The sequence below is a fragment of the Rhizobium sp. TRM95796 genome (genome assembly GCF_025779995.1).
Classification (GTDB): Bacteria; Pseudomonadota; Alphaproteobacteria; order Rhizobiales; family Rhizobiaceae; genus Rhizobium_E.
In genome coordinates this window covers 283,025-301,037 of record NZ_JAOXHE010000002.1, presented here as the reverse complement: position 1 = coordinate 301,037, position 18,013 = coordinate 283,025, and the positions used below count along the sequence as shown (strand labels likewise).

Genomic DNA, 18,013 nt, shown 5'->3' with positions numbered 1-18,013 from the left:
TCACTGCGTCAGCCGGACAGAGCCGAGATATTGCTGGAAAATCTTCGCCAGCCCTGCCTCGATCTCATCGGGATCGTTTGCGGCAAGGAAGAGATCGGACGACGTGGCGCAGTCCGAGAGGGCGAGTGGGATATAGTTGCGCCGTGTGGTGGACGACGGCACTCCCGTTCTCATCTGGCCACTCCAGACCGATGTGAACCCGCTCGTCGCCATGGTTTCGCCGACAGTGCCGTTGTAGCCCCAGTCTTTATCTATCGACAGGTACTCCGTGTAGAGAACGCCGATAGTGACAGAGGAATCCTTCAAGCTCTTGCACCAGGCGGGATTGAGAGGAGATGTCTTGAGCTGGTCCGGAAAATGGGCCCTGTTGAATTTGATGCAGTTCGACCCGGACCAGGTTTTGCAGTCCCATGTATTGTGGGGGTTGTTGATAACCCAGCTGCGCTGCGAAATGACTCCGTCGGTCAACAGTAGAACGAGTTTGAGCGGCTTGGAGGCGGCTGATCCATCCCCGGCGCTGCCGACCATCGACGTCAACGCAGTAAGCGATTTGTCGAAATAGGAATATGGAATTGACGTGGCGCTGGTGAGGTCTGAATCGTTGATCAGGGCGTTGGTCGCCGCTGACATTGAATTTGTCAGAGCAAGCTCTTCGCTGGCTGTGGAGCCCAGCGAGTAAATCCCGACCTTGATGCGCGATCCCGTCGGGTCAGCGGCCTTGATGAGATCGATGACTTCCTGGGCGGCGGTGACCGAAACATCTGCACGGAGGGATACTCCTGCGGCCTTGGCAGCCGAATACAAGGTCGAGTAATTGGAAGAGCCGACCTTCCAGGGCCCCCCTTCGACCTCGTGGCAGGCGAACACGCAATTGCTCTTGTTGCCCGACGTGTCCTTGATGTTCGTCATCGTCGTCTGCCCGGCGCTTGTCGCCGCCAGCAGCATAGAGGCGGATTTATCGAGCGCAATATAGACGTTCAGATAGGACGTCGCGGGTCCCGCCACAGCTGCGGCGACTTGGACATCGACGTTTCTGACGCCGGAGATCTGCATCAGCGAGGTCGGAACCACGCCCTTGACGGTGGCTTGGATCGTGCGGTTCGATTTGCTGATTGAGATTGTGTTGGTGTCGATCGAATAAGCGATGCCGGTGGATTTTCCTTGCGCGTTGAACCAGACTTTGACGCGCTCTTTGATATTGTCTTCGGTCAGCGTGTCGACTTCGCGGACGGCGGCGATCAATGCGGCGTCGAGATCGGCCTGCATGCGAATACGAATATTGTAGGCGTGTACATAATCGATGGACGCGCCGACGCCGACAATGGTCGGCACGGCGACGAGCGCGAAGGTGAGCGCGAAATTGCCGCTGCGATCAGCGCTGAAAGCCGCCGCCGTGCGAGCGGCGGCGCTTTTGAAACGGCGCAACATGCTTGTCAGCAAAGGGCTCAAAACAAGACTCCGGGAATAAGTATTCCGGCGTGATCATGACGCCCAAGCCTTGCCATTCAGTTAAGACGCCCCGTTTCGAGCCGATCCGGGGCGCTTCCGATCAATCGTGAAAGGCGTCGACGATCTTGCGGCGGCCCAGCATGAAGGCGTCGGCGACATGGGTCAGCGGCGCGATATCGCAATCGCTGACGCCGACCTTGATGATCTCGGCGAAGCGCGCGTAGAGATTGGGATATTCCATGATCGGCCCTTCGAAGGCGAGCGCGCCGTCGATGAACAGCTTGCCGCCGCCGTCGGCCAGCCGCATCTTGCCGGCTTCGGTTTCGGCCTCGATGTCCCAGCTCTGAGGGCCGGTCTGGCGCCAGTCGAACTCGGCCGACACATCGGGCTTGTCGGCGTTGGAGAAGCGCATGCTGGCGGCGATGGGGGCGGCGCGATTTTCCGGAAATTCCAGCTCTGCCTCGGTGATGAACACCGGCTTCGGCAGGATGTGAGTCAGGATCGACAGCGCGTTGATGCCGGGATCGAAAACGCCGAGGCCGCCCGGCTCCCAGATCCAGGCCTGGCCCGGATGCCAATGGCGGACGTCTTCCTTCCAGTTGATGAACAACTTCTTCAGCGGCGAGGCGGCGAGGAACTCCTTCGCGGCTTCCACGGCCGGCGCATAGCGCGAATGCCAGCTGGCGAACAGCGATACGCCCTTTGCTTCGGCGATGCGCTTCAGATCTTCCACTTCGGAAATGGTCGCGCCCGGAGGCTTCTCGAGGAAGACGTGCTTGCCGGCGTTGAGCGCGGTCAGCGCCGCCTCGTAGCGAAACTGCGGCGGCATGCAGAGCGACACCGCCTCGATCTCCGGCATCGCCGCGAGCATTTCTTCGATCGATTTGTAAGACGGAACGCCGTCCACCGTCCCATGACGGCTGGCGGTGGCGACCAAAGCGAAGTCTGCGTTCCCGGCGACCGCCGGAAGATGCTGGTCGCGCACGATTTTACCGACGCCGACGATTGCGAGCTTGATGGGGGCCATCTGTCTGTTCCCGAACTGAGTGTTTCCTGGAATAGTATGATTATTCTTCGCTCTTATCAGAATGCCGCCGCCGGGCAAGCGCCGCGGCGAGGAAGCAACTGGTAAAACCGTGCTTTTTGTGATGCACTGCCAAAACGGGAGTGGCAAGCATGATCAGAAGGGCGACGAAAACCGATCTCGAAACGCTGGTGTCCTGGGCGGCGAAGGAAGGCTGGAATCCCGGTCTCGCCGATGTCGACGCCTTCTGGCGCGCCGATCCCGAAGGATATTGGGTGGACGAGATGGACGGCGAGATCGCCGCCGGCGTCTCTCTCGTCCACCATCATGCCGATTACGGTTTTCTCGGCTTCTACATCGTGGCTCCGCAGTTCCGAGGGCAGGGATTGGGCTTTAAATTGTGGAGCCAGGTCCTGGCGATGAGCCAGGCGAAGACGGTGGGTCTCGACGGCGTCGTCGCCCAGCAGGAAAACTACCGCAAATCCGGCTTCGCCTATGCCCACGCCAATGCCCGCTACGGCGCCCAACTCACATGCGAGGATCCACGAGATCCGCGCATCGTGCGTGCGAGCGAAGCGCCGCTGGAGGCGTTGCTGGCCTATGACGCCGGCTGCAATCCCGCGTCGCGCGCTCGGTTTCTCGCCGCCTGGCTTGATCCGACCGCCGATGGGCGACATGGTCGGCTCGCTCTGGCTTTCCGCGACGGCGGGGCGATCGCCGGCCTCGGCGCCATTCGCGCTTGCGGTTCGGGCTACAAGATAGGCCCGCTCTTCGCCGACAGTCCCGATATCGCCGACCGGCTGTTTCGCGCGCTGGTCGCCCGGGTCGGCGGCGGTCATATCTATCTCGACATTCCCATGCCCAATCCCGAGGCGAGGGCGCTCGCGCTGCGTTACGGCATGCATCCGGTGTTCGAGACGGCGCGAATGTATCGCGGCCATTACCCGGAACTGCCGTTGCGCCGCATTTACGGCGTTACGACCTTCGAACTCGGCTGATCGGGAATGTCGCCAGGATTTCATGGGGCTGCGCTTTAATCCTAGGCGCCGTACCCCATATCATATGAGAGAGGCGCTGAACCGCAAGGAACGCACATGTCCGAACTCATCGTCTTCGGCTATGACAGCCAAGCCCAGGCCGAGGAGGCCCGCAAGGGGCTCTTCAATCTCTCCCGCGATTATCTCGTCACCGTCAATGACGCCGTGGTCGCCACCGCCGAACCCGATGGCGAGATCAAGCTGCACCAGATGGTCAATCTCTGGGCGCTCGGAGCCTCCGGCGGCGCGTTCTGGGGTCTGCTGGCCGGTTTGCTGTTCTTCAATCCGCTGATGGGCGTGGCCGCAGGCGCGGCGTCGGGCGCTCTCGCCGGCGCGCTCACCGATTACGGCGTCAACGACAAATTCATGAAGGATGTCGCGGGCGTGTTGCAGCCGGGGCAGGCGGCTCTGTTCCTGCTCGCCGAACGCGCCTCGTCGGATCGCGTGATCGAGGCGATGAGCGCCCATGGCGGCCGCATCATCCGCACCAATCTCGACCGCAGCCAGGAAGCGCGGCTGATGGAGATCTTCGACAAGGCGCGCCGTGAAATCGCGTCGTCGCCTTTGGCGGCTTCGCCTCCGAGCGGCGTCGAGGATGGCGACCCGCAGGCGCTGTGATAAGATTCGGCGCCGTCAGGCGCCGAGCTCTTCCAGTTCGGTCGAGACGAGCAGCCATTCCTCTTCGGTGTCGGCGAGCTTCTTGGCGGCGTTGGCGCGCGCCTTGGTGAGTTCGCCGGCCCGCGCAGGATTTTTCGCGTAGAGCTGGGGATCGGCCAGTTCGGTGTCGATGCCCTGGATCAGGCGCTCGATCTTGCCGATCATGACCTGCAATTCCTCGACCTTCTTGCGCATGACCGCCGGATTGCCGCGCTTGGGCTGGGCGGCTGCCGCGGCTTGCGGGGCGGGCGCTTCTTCCTTCTCCTTGCGCGGCTTCCTGTTCGAGCCGACGACGATGTCGCGATACTCGTCCATGTCGCCCTCGAACGCCTTCACCGTGCCGTCACGCACGATCCAGAGTCGGTCGACGGTCGCCTCGATCAGATACCGATCATGCGAAATCAGGATCACGGCGCCGGAATAGTCGTTCAGCGCCTCGATCAGCGCGCGGCGGCTGTCGATGTCGAGATGGTTGGTCGGCTCGTCGAGAATGAGCAGATTGGGCGCCTCGAAAGCGGCGATGCCCATCAGAAGCCGCGCCTTTTCGCCGCCCGAGAGATCTTTCGCGGCCGTGTCCATCTTGGCGGTGGCCAGCCCCATCTGCGCCACGCGCGAGCGCACCTTGGCTTCCGGCTCCGTCGGCATCAGCCGGCGAATGTGATCGACGGCGCTCTGGTCCGGGATCAGGTCGTCGAGCTGATGCTGGGCGAAGAAGCCGACCTTGAGATTGGGCGCCGAGGTGACCCTGCCGCCCAGCGGCGCGAGCCGCCCTGAGATGAACTTGGCGAAGGTGGATTTGCCGTTGCCGTTCGAGCCGAGCAGGGCGATGCGATCATCCGTGTCGATCCGGACATTGATATTCTTCAGAATGGCATGGCCCGGCGTATACCCCGCCAGCCCGCCTTCCACCGCGATGATCGGCGATGCCGCCTCGCGCTTGGGGTCGGGGAAGGAGAAGCCCTGCACATGCTCATGCGCCACCGCCGCCACGGTGCCGAGCCGCTCCAGCGCCTTGATGCGGCTCTGCGCCTGCTTGGCCTTGGACGCCTTGGCCTTGAAGCGATCGATGAAGCTCTGCAGATGTTTGCGCTGCGCTTCGTTCTTGGCCTTGGCCTTGGTCTGCAATTCCTCGGCTTCCGCCTTTTGCCGCTCGAACTGGTCGTAAGGACCGCGATAGAAAGTCAGCTTCTGCTGGTCGAGATGCACGATCGAATTGACCGCCGAATTCAACAGATCGCGGTCGTGGCTGATGATGATGACCGTATGCGGATAGCGGCGGATATAATCTTCCAGCCACAGCGCCCCTTCGAGGTCGAGATAGTTGGTCGGCTCGTCGAGCAGCAGCAGGTCGGGCTCGGAGAACAGCACGGCCGCGAGCGCCACGCGCATCCGCCAGCCGCCGGAAAAGCTCTTGGCGGGCCGGTGCTGCGCCTCTTCGTCGAAGCCGAGGCCGGCGAGGATCGAGGCGGCGCGGGCTTCGGCCGAATAGGCGTCGATATCGGCGAGCCTCACCTGGATTTCGGCGATGCGGTGCGGATCGGTGGCCGTCTCGGCCTCCGCCAGCAGGCTGGCCCGCTCCTTGTCGGCGGCGAGCACGATGTCGATCAGCGGATCGTCGGTGCCGGGCGCTTCCTGCGCCACCTGGCCGATGCGCGCCCCTCGGGGCACCGAGACATCGCCGGATTCGGGGGCCATCTCGCCGGTGATGATCTTGAACAAAGTGGATTTGCCCGCGCCGTTGCGCCCCACCAGGCCGGCTTTAACGCCGGTGGGCAGGGAGACGCTGGCGTCGTCGAGAAGAAGTCGCCCGGCAATGCGGGCCGTCAGTCCTGAAATCGCGATCATGCAGTCGCTTTAGCCCAAAACATTTCGGAAGGAAACGCGGTTTTGGGCATGCGCGCCCAGCCGAAGCGGATCATGAGTAATATTGACATAAGTCAATAAAATTCGGCGTTGCAGCAGAAGTTACGACAATTATCGAAGTCTATATTGGCTTATATGCAATTCTCGGCGTGAAAATACCTCGAATTAACCTTTGTCGTCGATGGTGGGAAATAGCAAAATCAGTGAAGTGCGCGCCTCGTGAAGCGGGACGTCGCGACGATCGGAGCGTGAGGGCGTGGCTGACGATAACCGTGATCGGCTGGACAAGAGGGTTCTCCTGACGGGAGCCTGCTTCTGTTTCGTCGCGATGTTTGCGGCGGTCGCTTTTCCAAAAAGCGAGTTCGTCGTCGTCGTGACGCAGCCCGGCGCCGGTCCGGCGGCATTGCTGCGCGTCATCGGCGACGCCGGCGGCACGCTCGTATCGTCGACGCGGTTCGACTGGGTCGGGATCGCGCATTCCAACGACCGAAATTTTGCGGGACGTCTATTTGAAAGCGGCGCCGCGCTGGTTCTGGACCACGCTCTCGCAGCCGGGTGTAACGAAGGAAATTGACATGAATGCGCTTGACCAATTGCGCGCCAAGGCTTCCTACGGCGTTCTGACATTGATCTGGGCCAATGTGATGTTTTCATTGGCCGCATCGGTGTTCTTGCCCGAAGGCGGTTCCTATATCGGCGTCGTCGCCAGCGCGTCGATCGCGGCGCTGGTGACGTCCGTTTGGGTTCGCGACAAGTTCGGCCCGACGATACGGACGCTCTCTTCGATCGGTCTGGCTGCCGAGGTCGCGGTGCTCGTCTACCAGTTCAAGGGCGGCGCCTACCAGGTCGACATGCATATGTATTTCTTCGCTACCCTGGCGATCTGCGCAGCCTGGATCGATTGGCGGGCCATCATCGGCTTCGCCGCGGTGGTCGCCGTTCATCATCTGGTGCTCGACTTCCTTCTTCCGTCGGCGGTCTTCCCCGGCGAATTCGATTTCACCCGCGTTCTGTTGCACGCCGTCATCCTGATCCTGCAGTCCGGCGTTTTGATCGCGCTCACCGGCGCCGTCGTGGGCTCGGTGGAAGCCGCGAGCCGTTCGGCCGCTGACGCCCTGGCCGCTCACGCGGAGGCCGCCGAACGCGCCGAAGAGGCGCGCCGGGCCGATGCGGCGGTGTTTGAGGAAAGGACGCGCCGCGAGGCCGAGAAGACTGTCGAGGCTGAACAGACAGCCAAGGCGGTCGAGCAGATGGCCGCCGGGCTGACGGAACTGTCGCACGGCAACCTGGCCTACCGGCTCGAAACCAAGCTCTCCGGCCGCATGGACGTGCTGCGCCAAACCTTCAATCAGGTTATCGACCAGTTGGACAAGACCATGCGCGAGGTGAGCGTCGCCGCCACGCATGTCCGAAGCGGCGCCGAGTCGATCCGCGAAGCCAACAACGAATTGTCCAACCGGACCGAGCGCCAGGCAGCCGGGGTCGAGGAAACGGCCGCCGCGATCACGGAAATCTCCGAGACGGTCCAGAAGACCGCGACGCGGGCGGAGAATGTCAATCGGCTGGTCGAGAACGCCAAGCGTGGCGCGGAAAAGTCCGCCGAGATCGTTTCCAACGCCGTCGACGCGATGAGCAAGATCGAAGGGTCCTCGCAGCAGATCGGCCAGATCATCGGCGTTATCGACGAGATCGCTTTCCAGACCAATCTGCTGGCGCTCAACGCCGGCGTCGAAGCCGCGCGCGCCGGCGACGCCGGCAAGGGCTTCGCCGTGGTCGCCACGGAAGTGCGCGAACTCGCCCAGCGCTCGGCCAATGCGGCCAAGGAAATCAAGACGCTCATCAATGCGTCCGCCGACCAAGTGTCGCATGGCGTCGGACTGGTCGGCGAAACCGGTAAGGCGCTGAAGAATATCAGCGACGAGGTCCGGGCGATTTCCGAACATGTCGAGCAGATCGTCCATGCGACCCGGGAGCAGTCCGCCGGACTGTCGACGATCAGCGAGTCGGTGCATATGATCGATCAAGGCACCCAGCACAATGCGGCCATGGTCGAGGAATCGACGGCCGCGGTGCATGCGCTCGCCAGCGAGGCGGACGCGCTCGACCGCCTGATCGAGCAGTTCCGCGCTGGCGCCGCCGCGCGCCGCCATAACGGACGTCTCGCCGCCTGAGCGCGACGAGGAAACGCGTGGATCAGCCGCTCAGCAACCGAAGGCGCGGCCTTCGGGGCAGCGTTGGAAGTAGATGAGATCGAGCGCCAGGCTCGGTTTTCCGAGCGTCGTCAGCATCATGTGGCACTGGCCGCGATGATGGGTCTGGTGGTTGAACAGATGAGACAGCGCGCCGCCCAGCCGTTGCGTGACGGGTTGCGGCGACGTCACCGGCGTGTAGGTGAAAGTCCCCGCGATCTCGTCGTCGGTCAGACCGACGGTCCAGGCGACGATGCGTTCGTCTTCCGCGGCGCGCGCTCGGCGGAGCGCGGCGAGGTCGTCATGCAGGATCACGTCGAGACGGCTGGGCGCGGTCCCCACACCGGTGAACCGCTTCAGCCAGATCCGGTCGGCGACGAGGATATGGTTGAGCGTGGCGATAAGCGAACCGAAGAAAGCGCCCGTGGGCGCGCGCAACTCCTCCTCGCTCAACTCCGCCGCCGCATCATAGAGCGCCGTATTGGCCCAGCGGTTATAGGCGGCGAACATATGAAATGTTTCCCTCATGATATGTCTCTCCTTTCAGCCAGAACTAGCGCGACCATCCATCACGCTCCAGCGCCTCCAGATATGAAAAGTTTGAATTGGACGCCTGGATCTGCTTTCGCGCATGCTGTCCCGAACAAGTCGGCAGGTGGTTCCATGAAGCTCTACACTCTATGCGGCGCCAGCCGCGACACAAGATTTTCCCCGCATGCCTGGAAGACGGTGATGGCCCTGCATCACAAGGGATTGGCGTTCGAGGAAACCCCGACGCCTTTCACCGCAATTCCCGCGCTGGAGAACGGATTTTCTCCGACCGTGCCAGTCCTGAAGGACGGTGCGCGGCTGGTGCGCGACAGTTTCGACATCGCCGTCTATCTCGATGAAACCTATCCGGATCGTCCCTCGCTCTTCGGCGGCGGCGCAGGGGTCGCGCTCACCCGCGCGCTCGAAGGCTACAGCCAGTTCGTGATCCATCCGGCGCTGACGCGGATCATGCTGACCGACATCCATGATTGTTTGGCGCCGGAGGATCAGGCGTATTTCCGCACCAGCCGCGAAAGTCGGCTGGGCAGGACGCTGGAGCAGGTCGCGGCCGCGCGGGAGGGCGAGATCGAGACCTTCCCCGCCAAGCTCGAACCCGTCAGGCATGCGCTCAAGTATCAAACCTGGCTCGGCGGCGACAGGCCGCTCTTTGTCGATTACATCGTCTTCGGCGCGCTGCAATGGGCCCGCGTCGTCAGCCCTGTCAGCCTGTTGAAGACCGACGATCCGGTGGCGATGTGGTTCGAGCGCTGCCTCGATCTCCATGGCGGGGCGGGACGAGAGGTTGCTGCCGCAGAGTGATCGCCTGCGAGACGGCGATGTTTACAAATGCCGGAGCATGGCTTAGTCGACAGCAATGCCGAGGCTGGGAGAGGCGCCGTCCGTGAAGTTGATCCTCCATATCGGAACTGAGAAGTCCGGGACGACGACGATCCAGAAATATCTGCACCGGAATTCCGCTACGCTCGCGCAGCAGGGCATCGTCTACAGTTCCACGCTCGGACGTCCCAACAATATCGACATAGCCGTCTATGGTATGAACCTGAGGCGGAACGAACCGTTTTTCGATCAGCGCGCGATCTTCGACGAGGCCGGTCACGATGCGTATCGGAGAGCGCTTGCGAAAAGACTGGCCGCTGAAACGGACGAGGCCGTCGCGTCCGGCGCCAAGGTTTTCGTCATCAGCAATGAACACTGTCATAGCCGCCTGACCACATCGGATGAGGTTGGGCGGGTGCATGAACTGCTGAGCGCGCATTTCAACGATATCGAGATCATCTGCTATCTCCGTCCGCAGGTCGATCTCGCAGTCTCGCATGCTTCGACACTGGCGCGGCAGGCGAGGGTGACGGCGGAGCATTTCGCATCGATCGATGCGACAGACCCGTATTTCGACTATGAACAACTGCTTGATCGTTGGGCCGTTTGGTTCGGCTCCGCCGCCATCACGCCCGTCGCCTTCGTCGGCGTCGACAATCCCGCGGCCGATTTCGCCAGGCGGATTGGCGCCGATGGCTGGGAGCAGATCCCGAATGATCGCAGCAATTCGGCGCTCGACGTCAACGCCATCGCCTTGCTCAACGCCATGGAGGCGGCGCCGCATATTCTTCCGGGAAGGGTGGCGCGACATCCTCTGACTTTCGCAGAACGTCTGCCGGTGATCGACAAACTGCGCTTGCCGCAGGCGGCAGGCCGGGACTTGCAAGCCAAGTTCTCGCGGTCAAACGGGCGGCTCGTCGGCAAATGGCCAACGATCAGCGAGGATGATCTCGAGCCGGACTGGTCGCGTTATGACGAGATGGGCAATCTCGACAAACTCGTCCTGGATGATGCGGTCGCGCTGCAAGTCAAAGCGATGGTGAACGAATTCTGCCGCAAAAACTGGTTGTTGGAAGCCGAACTCAACCTCGCGAACAGCCAGCGCGCGCATGCCCGCGGCAATCTGGCCAACGCCCGCCAGTATAACGAGCTCGCAGCTTCGCTGGCCGATCTGGTTCGCCTGTCTTTCGGCGAAACGCCGGCGTCGACACGTCTGGCGAGGCAGATCAATAAGCAATCGGAGCTTTTGGCGCGCGATGCCGTCACGTCGGCGCCTGCGCCAAGATGACGATCTTGTAAAATTCCGGTCGCCCCCTTGTCTTCCTGCGATCCCGCAGATAGAAACCGCGCACTTTCCCCACACTATGAGGACCAAGACATGGCGATTGAACGCACCTTCTCGATGATCAAGCCGGACGCCACCAAGCGCAACCTGACGGGCGCCATCACCAAGATGCTCGAAGACGCCGGCCTGCGCGTCGTCGCCTCCAAGCGCGTCTGGATGAGCCGCCGCGAAGCCGAGGGCTTCTACGCCGTGCACAAGGAGCGTCCCTTCTTCGGCGAACTCGTCGAGGGCATGACCTCCGGTCCGACCGTGGTGCAGGTGCTGGAAGGCGAAAACGCAATCCTCAAGAACCGCGAAATCATGGGCGCCACCAATCCGGCCAACGCCGATGAAGGCACCATCCGCAAGACCCACGCTTTGTCGATCGGCGAAAACTCGGTCCACGGCTCCGACGCTCCGGAAACTGCCGCCCAGGAAATCAAGTACTGGTTCTCCGACACCGAAATCGTCGGCTGAATTCATTGACCGGAGCCTTCTCCGGTCTGAAGTTCGGAACCGCTCGCGAGGCGCCTCGCGGGCGGTTTTTCTTTGGCCGATTGAATGATGATGCGAGCTGTGGAACTGTGCGGCGCAACACATTCGCCGCCGTCGCCCAGGAACCGCCATGCCGACCATAGCAGCCAATCCCTATCCCTGGCCGCATGACCACGTGATCGACCCGCTGATGACGGCGTTGGTCGTCATCGACATGCAGCGCGATTTCTGCGAAGTCGGCGGCTATGTCAGCGCCATGGGCTATGACGTCGCCCCCGCCCGTGCGCTGATCCCGCGCATTCAGGCCGTCCTGGCGGCGGTGAGAGCCTGGGGCGGATTGGTGGTGCACACCCGCGAGGGCCATCGCCCCGATCTTTCCGATCTGCCATCACAGAAACGCTTCCGCTCGGCCAATGGCGGCGCTGAAATCGGAAGCCGGGGACCGCTGGGACGTCTGCTGGTGCGCGGCGAGGCCGGCTGGGATATCGTGCCGGAACTTGCGCCGGCGCCCGGCGAACCCATTATCGACAAGCCTGGTTTTTCCGCCTTTTACGCCACCGACCTCGACCGCATCCTGGCCGCCCGCGGCGTCCGCCGCCTGATCGTCTGCGGCGTCACGACAGACATCTGCGTGCACTCCACCATCCGCGACGCCACCGAGCGCGGCTACGAATGCCTGTTGCTGGAGGATTGCTGCGCCGCGACCGTGACCTCCAACCATGCGGCCGCGCTGGAAACGATCCGCTCGGAAGGCGGAATTTTCGGCGCGACGGCGCGGAGCATGGACGTGATCGGCGTCTTGAAGGCGGTTACCCCTGCGCCGCGCACGCCGTCCTGAATTTCACATGGCCCTCGGCGTCATAGGCGGCGGGGTTCTTGTCATAGGCGTTGCCGCGCACCAGCGCCTGTTCGGGCATCACGGTCTGGTCGAGCGTCGAGGCGAGCGTGGTCTCGATCTTCTGCATCTCCTTACCCGCGGGATCGCGTAGCGTGATGATGATCGCATAGGGCTTGTCGGCGACGATGCAGTCGAGATCCGGGCTTTGGAAATCGATGCGGGCCATGTTGGGGAACACCTTCCTGGTGACCGTGAGTGGCGGCCCGCCGGCCGGATTTTCAAACTCCGCCGTCACCTTGGCCCCATCCGGCACGCCGGCGAGCCGGTTGAGATTGAGCGCGTAATAAGCCTTGGAGAGCCGCACGTTGAAGATGAAGATCTTGCCGTTGATTGTGAGGTAATCCTTGTCCTCGCGCTGGCAACTGGCAAGCGCCAGAACGACGAGCGCCGATAGCCATAGGCGAGTCATCCGTCTTTCCCCTTTTTCCGTCGATAGTGGAGGCGGGCCTTGGCGCGATTGCCGCAGACGGCCATGTCGCACCATGCCCGGCTCTTGTTCTTGCTGCGGTCGAGGAACAGCCAGCCGCAATTCGGACAGATCTTCAGCCGCTCGGGCTCCGGCATGGCGATCAGCCGCAGGGCCGAGCGCGCCGTGGCGAGATCGACCGGTTCCGGCGTCGTCGCATGGGGATGGGCGCGCAGGATGCGGGCGATGGCGTCGAGCAGATCGGCGAGCAACGATGGATCGTCGCCGCCGTCACGCGCCTTCACGCGATAAAATGCGTCCGCCTTTTCCCGTAACTCCAGGAAAAGACTCTCGTTCTCCGGTCTCACCGCAGCGAGCTGAGAAAAGTCGTCCCGCTCGGCGCACATGATTTCGGCGGCCGCCGGAAAGGCGGCGAGGTGATCTGCCGTCGCGAAGCGATCGACCCGTTTCTCTGGGTCGGCGCGCAGGATGACGCTGTTGGCGACATCCAGCGCCAGTGCGCCGCCGGAAAAGCGGTGAGGTGTCCATTCGAAGCTCATAGGCTGAATAGTAACTAGTAAAACCGCATTTACAAGTTATAATTTATCATGCTCACTGCGTCCGACCTGGCCTTCTGCCTGCAGCAACTCATCAACGCCGCGCCGATCTCGGCGCTGTATGCGCTGCTAGCTTTCGGCTACTCCATCAGCTTCGCGCTGACGCGGCGGCCGGATTTCACCATGGGCGCGCTGTTCGCCTTCACAGGCCAGATCTTCATCTTCTTCACCGGTTTCGGCTGGACGGCATTGTGGTTGACTTATCCCGCCGCCCTCGGCTTCGGCGCGACGGTCGCGCTGATCTATGGCCTCCTGGCCGGCGGGGTCATCGGCTGGAAGATCACGGGGCCGCTTCAGGCGCACGCTCCGACCTCCGTGATTCCGGTGTCGCTGGCGCTGATGATCGTGCTGATGGAGCTCGTCCGCATCGCCGCCGACAGCCGCGATCTCTGGCTGTCGCCATTTCTCAACCACCGCAGCATCCTGTGGGACGGCGGCGGATTTCCCGTGTCGGTCACGTTGATCCAGGTGATCGAGCCCGCGTTCACCGCGGTCCTGCTGGCTGCCGGCGCGCTCTATTTGTCGAATAGTGCGGGCGGACGCGCCTGGCGGGCGGTCGCCGATGATCCCTTCGCCGCCGAACTCATGGGGATCAATGCGCGAAATGTCGTGGTGGTCGCGGGTCTGGCGACCGCGGTGGCGGCGGCGATCGCCGGGCTCTTCGCCTCCGCCTATTACGGCTCGATGGATTTCGGATCCGGGTTGATGTTCGGTTTGAAAGTGGTGATGATCGCCGCAATAGGCGAACAGACGTCGCCGGGCCACTGCGCGACCGGCGCTTTTCTGTTCGGATTGGCCGAGACCTTTTTCGGCGCCTATATCAGCTTCGAATGGCGCGATCTCGCCATGATGGCCCTGCTGGTGCTGCTGGCGGTGACCCTCCGACGAGAAAGTCGGTCATGATGGCCGGTCGCCATGATGCTGTTCGGTTCCGGGCAGGGGATGCAGCCAATTTTCGCGGCGGCGGATCCACAATTCGTAGCTCGGCGCGAGATCGGTCGGGGCGTCATTGAGGCTGCCGAAGCGGATTTCCGCTTCTTCCGTCGTCAACGTGAATAAACGACCGCCACAGACCGGGCAGAAGCTGCGGCCCTGATAAGTCTTGATTTCGCCCTCATACTTTACCGCGTCGGCTGGATAGATGGCGAAGCAGGCAAAAGCGGAGCCACTCTCCTTTCGGCAATCCAGGCAATGGCAAATGCCGACGCGCAGAGGTTCACCCTTGACGTCATATCGCGCTTGACCGCACAGGCATCCGCCGTGTCTCTCCGTCATGATCTTTCTCCTCGTTCTGCTTGAAAAATCGAGGATGGGGCAGATTTGTTCCCGAGCGTCAGCGCCGCCAGCGGGCGAAGGCCGCGTCGTCGGCGTCCTTGGCGCTCACCCAGTCGCCCGACTGTCCATCACGCCCATGTTCTTTTTTCCAGAAAGGCGCCGCGGTCTTGAGATAGTCCATCACGAAATTTGCGGCGTCGAAGGCGGCTTGGCGATGGGGCGAAGCGGCGATCACCAGCACGATCTGCTCGCCAGGCGCAATGCGGCCATAGCGATGGATGGCCGAAAGTCCCTGCAACGGCCAGCGTTCAGCGGCCTCCTGGCAAGCCTTGGCGATCTGCGCCTCGGCCATTCCCGGATAATGTTCCAGCTCCAGCGCCTCGAGCCGACCGCCTTCGTCGCGGCAGAGGCCGGTAAAACTCACCAGCGCGCCTATGTCGGCGCGGCCATCTGTGAGCCGCGCCATCTCCGTCGCGACGTCGAAATCCTCGGCCTGCACCCGGACATGAATGGGGCAGGGCGCCATGTCAGCCGCCCGTCATCGGCGGGAAGATGCCGATCTCGCGCGCGCCGAGAATGCTCTCGCCATGATCGGCATGCTCCTGGTCGATGGCGACGCGGATGACCCGGTCATGTTCGAGCGCCGCGTCATACTCTTCGCCCAGGCCCTTGAGATGATTGAGCAGTTCACCCACGGTTGTCACGGCGTCGGGCAGATCGAGCGTTTCGCCCGGCTTGCCGATCCGCTCCCTGACCCAGGCGAAATAGACGAGATCGACCTTCATTCCTCGTCCACCACATGTTTGAGGCCGGCGCGGAAATAGTCGTAGCCGGTGTAGATGGTCAGCAATGCCGACACCCACAGCAGAACGATCCCGGTCTCCGTCGTGTAGACGAAGATGTTGTCGCCGGCATGCCCGACGAGCAGGAAGCCGAGCGCCACCATCTGCGCCGTGGTCTTCCATTTGGCGATGCGGGTCACCGGCACCGACACTTTCAGCGCCGCCAGATATTCGCGCAGGCCCGAGACGAGGATTTCGCGGCAGAGGATGATGATCGCGGCCCAGAGCGTCCAGCCGGCGATGGTCTGGTCGGCGGCGAGCAGCAGCAGCACCGAGGAGACCAGCAGCTTGTCGGCGATCGGGTCCAGCATGCGGCCGATATTGGAGGTCTGTTTCCAGATCCGGGCGAGATAGCCGTCGAGGAAATCGGTGATGGAGGCCACGGCGAACAGCCAGAAAGCCGTCCACCGCGCGAAATCCGAACTCTGCAGTTCGCCGTTCACGAAGAAGCACACGACGATCAGCGGCACCGCCACGATCCGTGCATAGGTCAACATATTGGGAATATTGTATGCGCGCTTTGCCATGATGCCCGTCTGAGACTCGCCGATATCCACCATTGGATCTGTCGATTGCGCCAGGGTCAAGGCGACCACCGATCCAACGCCGTCGCCCGGAACATAAGTGAGGGGATGGGCCGGTTCAAATTCAATCGCGACATCAGGCGAAATAAATTCCGGCTCGCCTGCGTTAGCAAGGGTGAAACCAGTTGCGCGTAGACTCGATGCGGTAGACACGACACGGCGCGCGGGGGCGGGCTTTCAGGGGGCATTGTGCGCATCGCATTCTTTTCAGGCCTGATCGCTGCGGCGATGACCAGCGTCGCAAACGCCGACGATTTCACATTGACGCCGCAGGCGGGCACATTGGGGATCGGCATCGGGGCCGAGAAACGTCTCGACGACGCCTGGGCGGCGCGATTCGATGTCTCGGGCGCCAGCTTCGACTTTTCCTACGCGGCCCATCGATCGGATACGGACAACAGGGCGCGGCTGTTCAGCCTCGGCGCAACGGCGGATTACTACCCTTATGAGCAAGGCTTGCGCCTCTCCGGCGGCGTCAGGCTGTCAGGCTCTTACGTGAAGGGCAGCCTGTCGAATCTCGAACGCCGCTACGGCAAAGGCAAGGACGCGATCACCGTCATCATCCGCGATCCGCTGACCACCTACAAGATCACGCAGAACCCGGTCCAGCCCTATCTCGGCCTCGGCTACAATCTCAAGATCAAGGATCGCCTCAGCGTCTCCCTCGATCTCGGCGCGCTCTATGGCGGCCAGCCGGATCTCGACGTCGTCTCGCACGCCGATCGATACGGTTTCACCGACAAGCAGATCCAGAGAGAGATCCGCAAGCAGCAGGAACGCCTGAACCCTTATCAGGTCTATCCCGTCGTCCAGATCGGCCTGACTTACCGATTCTGAGCCGTCGTCTCACGGGCGAATGAGCCCTCCGTGATAGACGAGGTTGTAGGCCTCGACGCCGCCGACCTCGATGCGCTCGCGGCCGGTGAAACGGGTGAAGTCGCCTTCGTTCTCGTCGATATAGACGCCATGGTCATGGGCGCAGGCGAAGCCGCCCAAGAAACGTCCCTCTTCGGCATAGAGCCGCCCGAGCGCATGCTTGATCACCGCTCCGGCGCGCGGCGCGTCGATGCGGTCGTCATGGATGATGTAGCCGAAATAGGACATGGCCCATACCGGCTCGCCGCGGCGCCACACCACTTCCTGGCCCGAAAAATCCGTGCCGCCGAAATAGCTGTCGAGATAGGACCAGTCGCCGCGACGCCAGGAGATGTCATGGGCTCCCATGCGTGAGGGAGCGGGCAACGCAGTCGCCCCGCCGATATAGGCCGCGCTTTTGGCCTCGATGATCACTTTTTCCAACTCGCCCAAGTCCGCCTCCCGTCGTCACCCTCGACCACATTAGCTGCGAAAAGCGGAGCCAACAAGAACAAAAAGAGAACATTATTCGGGATTGCAGGCGGATATGGTCTCGTCGCCGCTCCAGGTCGAGAACGGCGTTGGCCGGGCCTGAATGGCCACCGGCGATTTCACCGGGTCGCCCTCATTGGGATACGTCTCGCGAAAACCCTTGCCGGTCAGGATGTTGATGTCGCACCGGCCGGCATTGTCGGGTTCCAGCGTGTCACGCCATTCGTATGAAAAGCCTGCGACGAGCAGCGCCTTGTTGCGATAGGCGAGCGTGAGCGTCTGGCTCCAACGGTTGCGCCCGATGGCGTCGTTGCGCGTGTGCACCGCGAGGGACCCGTTCGGCAATGCTTCGAGGAAGGGCTCCTGCCCGACGAAGTCGTCGGGCCCGGCCTTGCCCCAAACCTTCCCCCTGATCAACTCCGTCGGAGCCAGATAACCGCGCCCCGCCACGCCGAGCAGAAGATGGAAATCCATGTCGTCGTCGCCGCGCGTGAGGAGGGCCAGATCGTTTTCGCCGTCCTTGTTGAAGTCGCCCGTCACGGCCGAAACGATCGACGCCGTGTCGATGGGGCCTGCGAGCGCGGGCGGGGCGAGCAGGAGGCCGAAAACGACGAGGGCGGACAGGCGCATGACGGATT

At 62.5% G+C, this 18,013-nt stretch carries 22 protein-coding genes; 10 read left to right on the top strand and 12 right to left on the bottom strand.

Annotated features, from left to right (window positions below; all coding sequences use genetic code 11):
- A complete protein-coding gene (locus OCK01_RS07530; protein ID WP_263823220.1) occupies positions 1 to 1,332 on the bottom strand; it encodes a hypothetical protein in 1,332 nt (443 codons plus the stop codon).
- 217 nt (positions 1,333 to 1,549) lie between these two features.
- On the bottom strand, positions 1,550 to 2,476 hold the full coding sequence (locus OCK01_RS07525; RefSeq protein ID WP_263823219.1) for a Gfo/Idh/MocA family protein: 927 nt from the start codon (positions 2,474 to 2,476) through the stop codon (positions 1,550 to 1,552).
- Between the two features lie 149 nt (positions 2,477 to 2,625).
- On the opposite strand from OCK01_RS07525, the gene OCK01_RS07520 reads away from it, so the two are divergent.
- Together OCK01_RS07520 and OCK01_RS07515 are read left to right on the top strand one after the other, a co-directional pair.
- Positions 2,626 to 3,471, top strand: coding sequence for a GNAT family N-acetyltransferase (locus tag OCK01_RS07520; protein WP_263823218.1), 846 nt, complete (start codon positions 2,626 to 2,628; stop codon positions 3,469 to 3,471).
- A 96-nt stretch (positions 3,472 to 3,567) separates the two neighbouring features.
- Entirely contained in the window at positions 3,568 to 4,128 is a 561-nt protein-coding gene (locus OCK01_RS07515) for a DUF1269 domain-containing protein (protein WP_263823217.1), read from the top strand.
- 15 nt (positions 4,129 to 4,143) lie between these two features.
- Here the strand turns inward: OCK01_RS07515 and OCK01_RS07510 are convergent, their stop codons facing one another.
- On the bottom strand, positions 4,144 to 6,012 hold the full coding sequence (locus OCK01_RS07510) for an ABC-F family ATP-binding cassette domain-containing protein (protein WP_263823216.1): 1,869 nt from the start codon (positions 6,010 to 6,012) through the stop codon (positions 4,144 to 4,146).
- 274 nt (positions 6,013 to 6,286) lie between these two features.
- Between OCK01_RS07510 and OCK01_RS07505 the strand changes: the two genes are divergently transcribed.
- Together OCK01_RS07505 and OCK01_RS07500 are read left to right on the top strand one after the other, a co-directional pair.
- Positions 6,287 to 6,604 carry a hypothetical protein gene (locus OCK01_RS07505; RefSeq protein ID WP_263823215.1) on the top strand — a complete coding sequence of 106 codons (318 nt, stop codon included), beginning with the start codon at positions 6,287 to 6,289 and terminating at the stop codon, positions 6,602 to 6,604.
- Position 6,605: 1 nt separating this feature from the next.
- Positions 6,606 to 8,201 carry a methyl-accepting chemotaxis protein gene (locus tag OCK01_RS07500; RefSeq protein WP_263823214.1) on the top strand — a complete coding sequence of 532 codons (1,596 nt, stop codon included), beginning with the start codon at positions 6,606 to 6,608 and terminating at the stop codon, positions 8,199 to 8,201.
- Between the two features lie 30 nt (positions 8,202 to 8,231).
- Here the strand turns inward: OCK01_RS07500 and OCK01_RS07495 are convergent, their stop codons facing one another.
- On the bottom strand, positions 8,232 to 8,747 hold the full coding sequence (locus OCK01_RS07495) for a DinB family protein (protein WP_263823213.1): 516 nt from the start codon (positions 8,745 to 8,747) through the stop codon (positions 8,232 to 8,234).
- A 135-nt stretch (positions 8,748 to 8,882) separates the two neighbouring features.
- On the opposite strand from OCK01_RS07495, the gene OCK01_RS07490 reads away from it, so the two are divergent.
- The 4 genes from OCK01_RS07490 to OCK01_RS07475 all read left to right on the top strand — a co-directional run bounded on the left by OCK01_RS07490 (position 8,883) and on the right by OCK01_RS07475 (position 12,244).
- Positions 8,883 to 9,569 carry a glutathione S-transferase family protein gene (locus tag OCK01_RS07490; protein ID WP_263823212.1) on the top strand — a complete coding sequence of 229 codons (687 nt, stop codon included), beginning with the start codon at positions 8,883 to 8,885 and terminating at the stop codon, positions 9,567 to 9,569.
- An 82-nt stretch (positions 9,570 to 9,651) separates the two neighbouring features.
- Positions 9,652 to 10,875, top strand: a complete 1,224-nt coding sequence (locus OCK01_RS07485; protein WP_263823211.1) for a hypothetical protein — start codon at positions 9,652 to 9,654, stop codon at positions 10,873 to 10,875.
- 90 nt (positions 10,876 to 10,965) lie between these two features.
- Positions 10,966 to 11,388, top strand: coding sequence for a nucleoside-diphosphate kinase (gene ndk / locus OCK01_RS07480; protein ID WP_137153977.1), 423 nt, complete (start codon positions 10,966 to 10,968; stop codon positions 11,386 to 11,388).
- A 148-nt stretch (positions 11,389 to 11,536) separates the two neighbouring features.
- The gene (locus tag OCK01_RS07475; RefSeq protein ID WP_263823210.1) at positions 11,537 to 12,244 is read left to right on the top strand and encodes a cysteine hydrolase family protein; all 708 of its coding nucleotides are present in this window, start codon (positions 11,537 to 11,539) and stop codon (positions 12,242 to 12,244) included.
- Here OCK01_RS07475 and OCK01_RS07470 read toward each other — a convergent pair.
- Together OCK01_RS07470 and OCK01_RS07465 are read right to left on the bottom strand one after the other, a co-directional pair.
- Positions 12,216 to 12,713 carry a hypothetical protein gene (locus tag OCK01_RS07470; RefSeq protein WP_263823209.1) on the bottom strand — a complete coding sequence of 166 codons (498 nt, stop codon included), beginning with the start codon at positions 12,711 to 12,713 and terminating at the stop codon, positions 12,216 to 12,218. The two genes, OCK01_RS07475 and OCK01_RS07470, sit on opposite strands and share 29 nt — an antisense overlap.
- On the bottom strand, positions 12,710 to 13,270 hold the full coding sequence (locus OCK01_RS07465; protein WP_263823208.1) for a CGNR zinc finger domain-containing protein: 561 nt from the start codon (positions 13,268 to 13,270) through the stop codon (positions 12,710 to 12,712). Before OCK01_RS07465 ends, OCK01_RS07470 begins: the two co-directional genes overlap by 4 nt.
- 66 nt (positions 13,271 to 13,336) lie before the next feature.
- On the opposite strand from OCK01_RS07465, the gene OCK01_RS07460 reads away from it, so the two are divergent.
- Complete coding sequence (locus OCK01_RS07460) at positions 13,337 to 14,230, top strand: branched-chain amino acid ABC transporter permease (protein ID WP_263823537.1); 894 nt, start codon at positions 13,337 to 13,339, stop codon at positions 14,228 to 14,230.
- On the opposite strand, the gene OCK01_RS07455 is transcribed toward OCK01_RS07460, so the two are convergent.
- Genes OCK01_RS07455 through pgsA form a run of 4 tightly spaced genes read right to left on the bottom strand, consistent with a single transcriptional unit; the run spans position 14,225 to position 15,971 of the window.
- A complete protein-coding gene (locus tag OCK01_RS07455; protein WP_263823207.1) occupies positions 14,225 to 14,602 on the bottom strand; it encodes a GFA family protein in 378 nt (125 codons plus the stop codon). The two genes, OCK01_RS07460 and OCK01_RS07455, sit on opposite strands and share 6 nt — an antisense overlap.
- 58 nt (positions 14,603 to 14,660) lie before the next feature.
- Positions 14,661 to 15,128 carry a molybdenum cofactor biosynthesis protein MoaE gene (locus tag OCK01_RS07450; RefSeq protein ID WP_263823206.1) on the bottom strand — a complete coding sequence of 156 codons (468 nt, stop codon included), beginning with the start codon at positions 15,126 to 15,128 and terminating at the stop codon, positions 14,661 to 14,663.
- A gap of 1 nt (position 15,129) precedes the next feature.
- On the bottom strand, positions 15,130 to 15,387 hold the full coding sequence (moaD, locus tag OCK01_RS07445; RefSeq protein WP_263823205.1) for a molybdopterin converting factor subunit 1: 258 nt from the start codon (positions 15,385 to 15,387) through the stop codon (positions 15,130 to 15,132).
- Positions 15,384 to 15,971, bottom strand: a complete 588-nt coding sequence (gene pgsA / locus OCK01_RS07440; RefSeq protein WP_263823204.1) for a CDP-diacylglycerol--glycerol-3-phosphate 3-phosphatidyltransferase — start codon at positions 15,969 to 15,971, stop codon at positions 15,384 to 15,386. Before pgsA ends, moaD begins: the two co-directional genes overlap by 4 nt.
- A 246-nt stretch (positions 15,972 to 16,217) precedes the next feature.
- Between pgsA and OCK01_RS07435 the strand changes: the two genes are divergently transcribed.
- Positions 16,218 to 16,865 (top strand): hypothetical protein, encoded by a 648-nt coding sequence (locus OCK01_RS07435; RefSeq protein WP_182826677.1) that lies wholly within the window; start codon positions 16,218 to 16,220, stop codon positions 16,863 to 16,865.
- A gap of 9 nt (positions 16,866 to 16,874) precedes the next feature.
- Here OCK01_RS07435 and OCK01_RS07430 read toward each other — a convergent pair whose 3' ends face one another.
- On the bottom strand, positions 16,875 to 17,336 hold the full coding sequence (locus tag OCK01_RS07430) for a DUF5680 domain-containing protein (RefSeq protein ID WP_263823203.1): 462 nt from the start codon (positions 17,334 to 17,336) through the stop codon (positions 16,875 to 16,877).
- A 72-nt stretch (positions 17,337 to 17,408) separates the two neighbouring features.
- Positions 17,409 to 18,005 (bottom strand): hypothetical protein, encoded by a 597-nt coding sequence (locus OCK01_RS07425; RefSeq protein WP_263823202.1) that lies wholly within the window; start codon positions 18,003 to 18,005, stop codon positions 17,409 to 17,411.
- Positions 18,006 to 18,013: the final 8 nt, after the last annotated feature.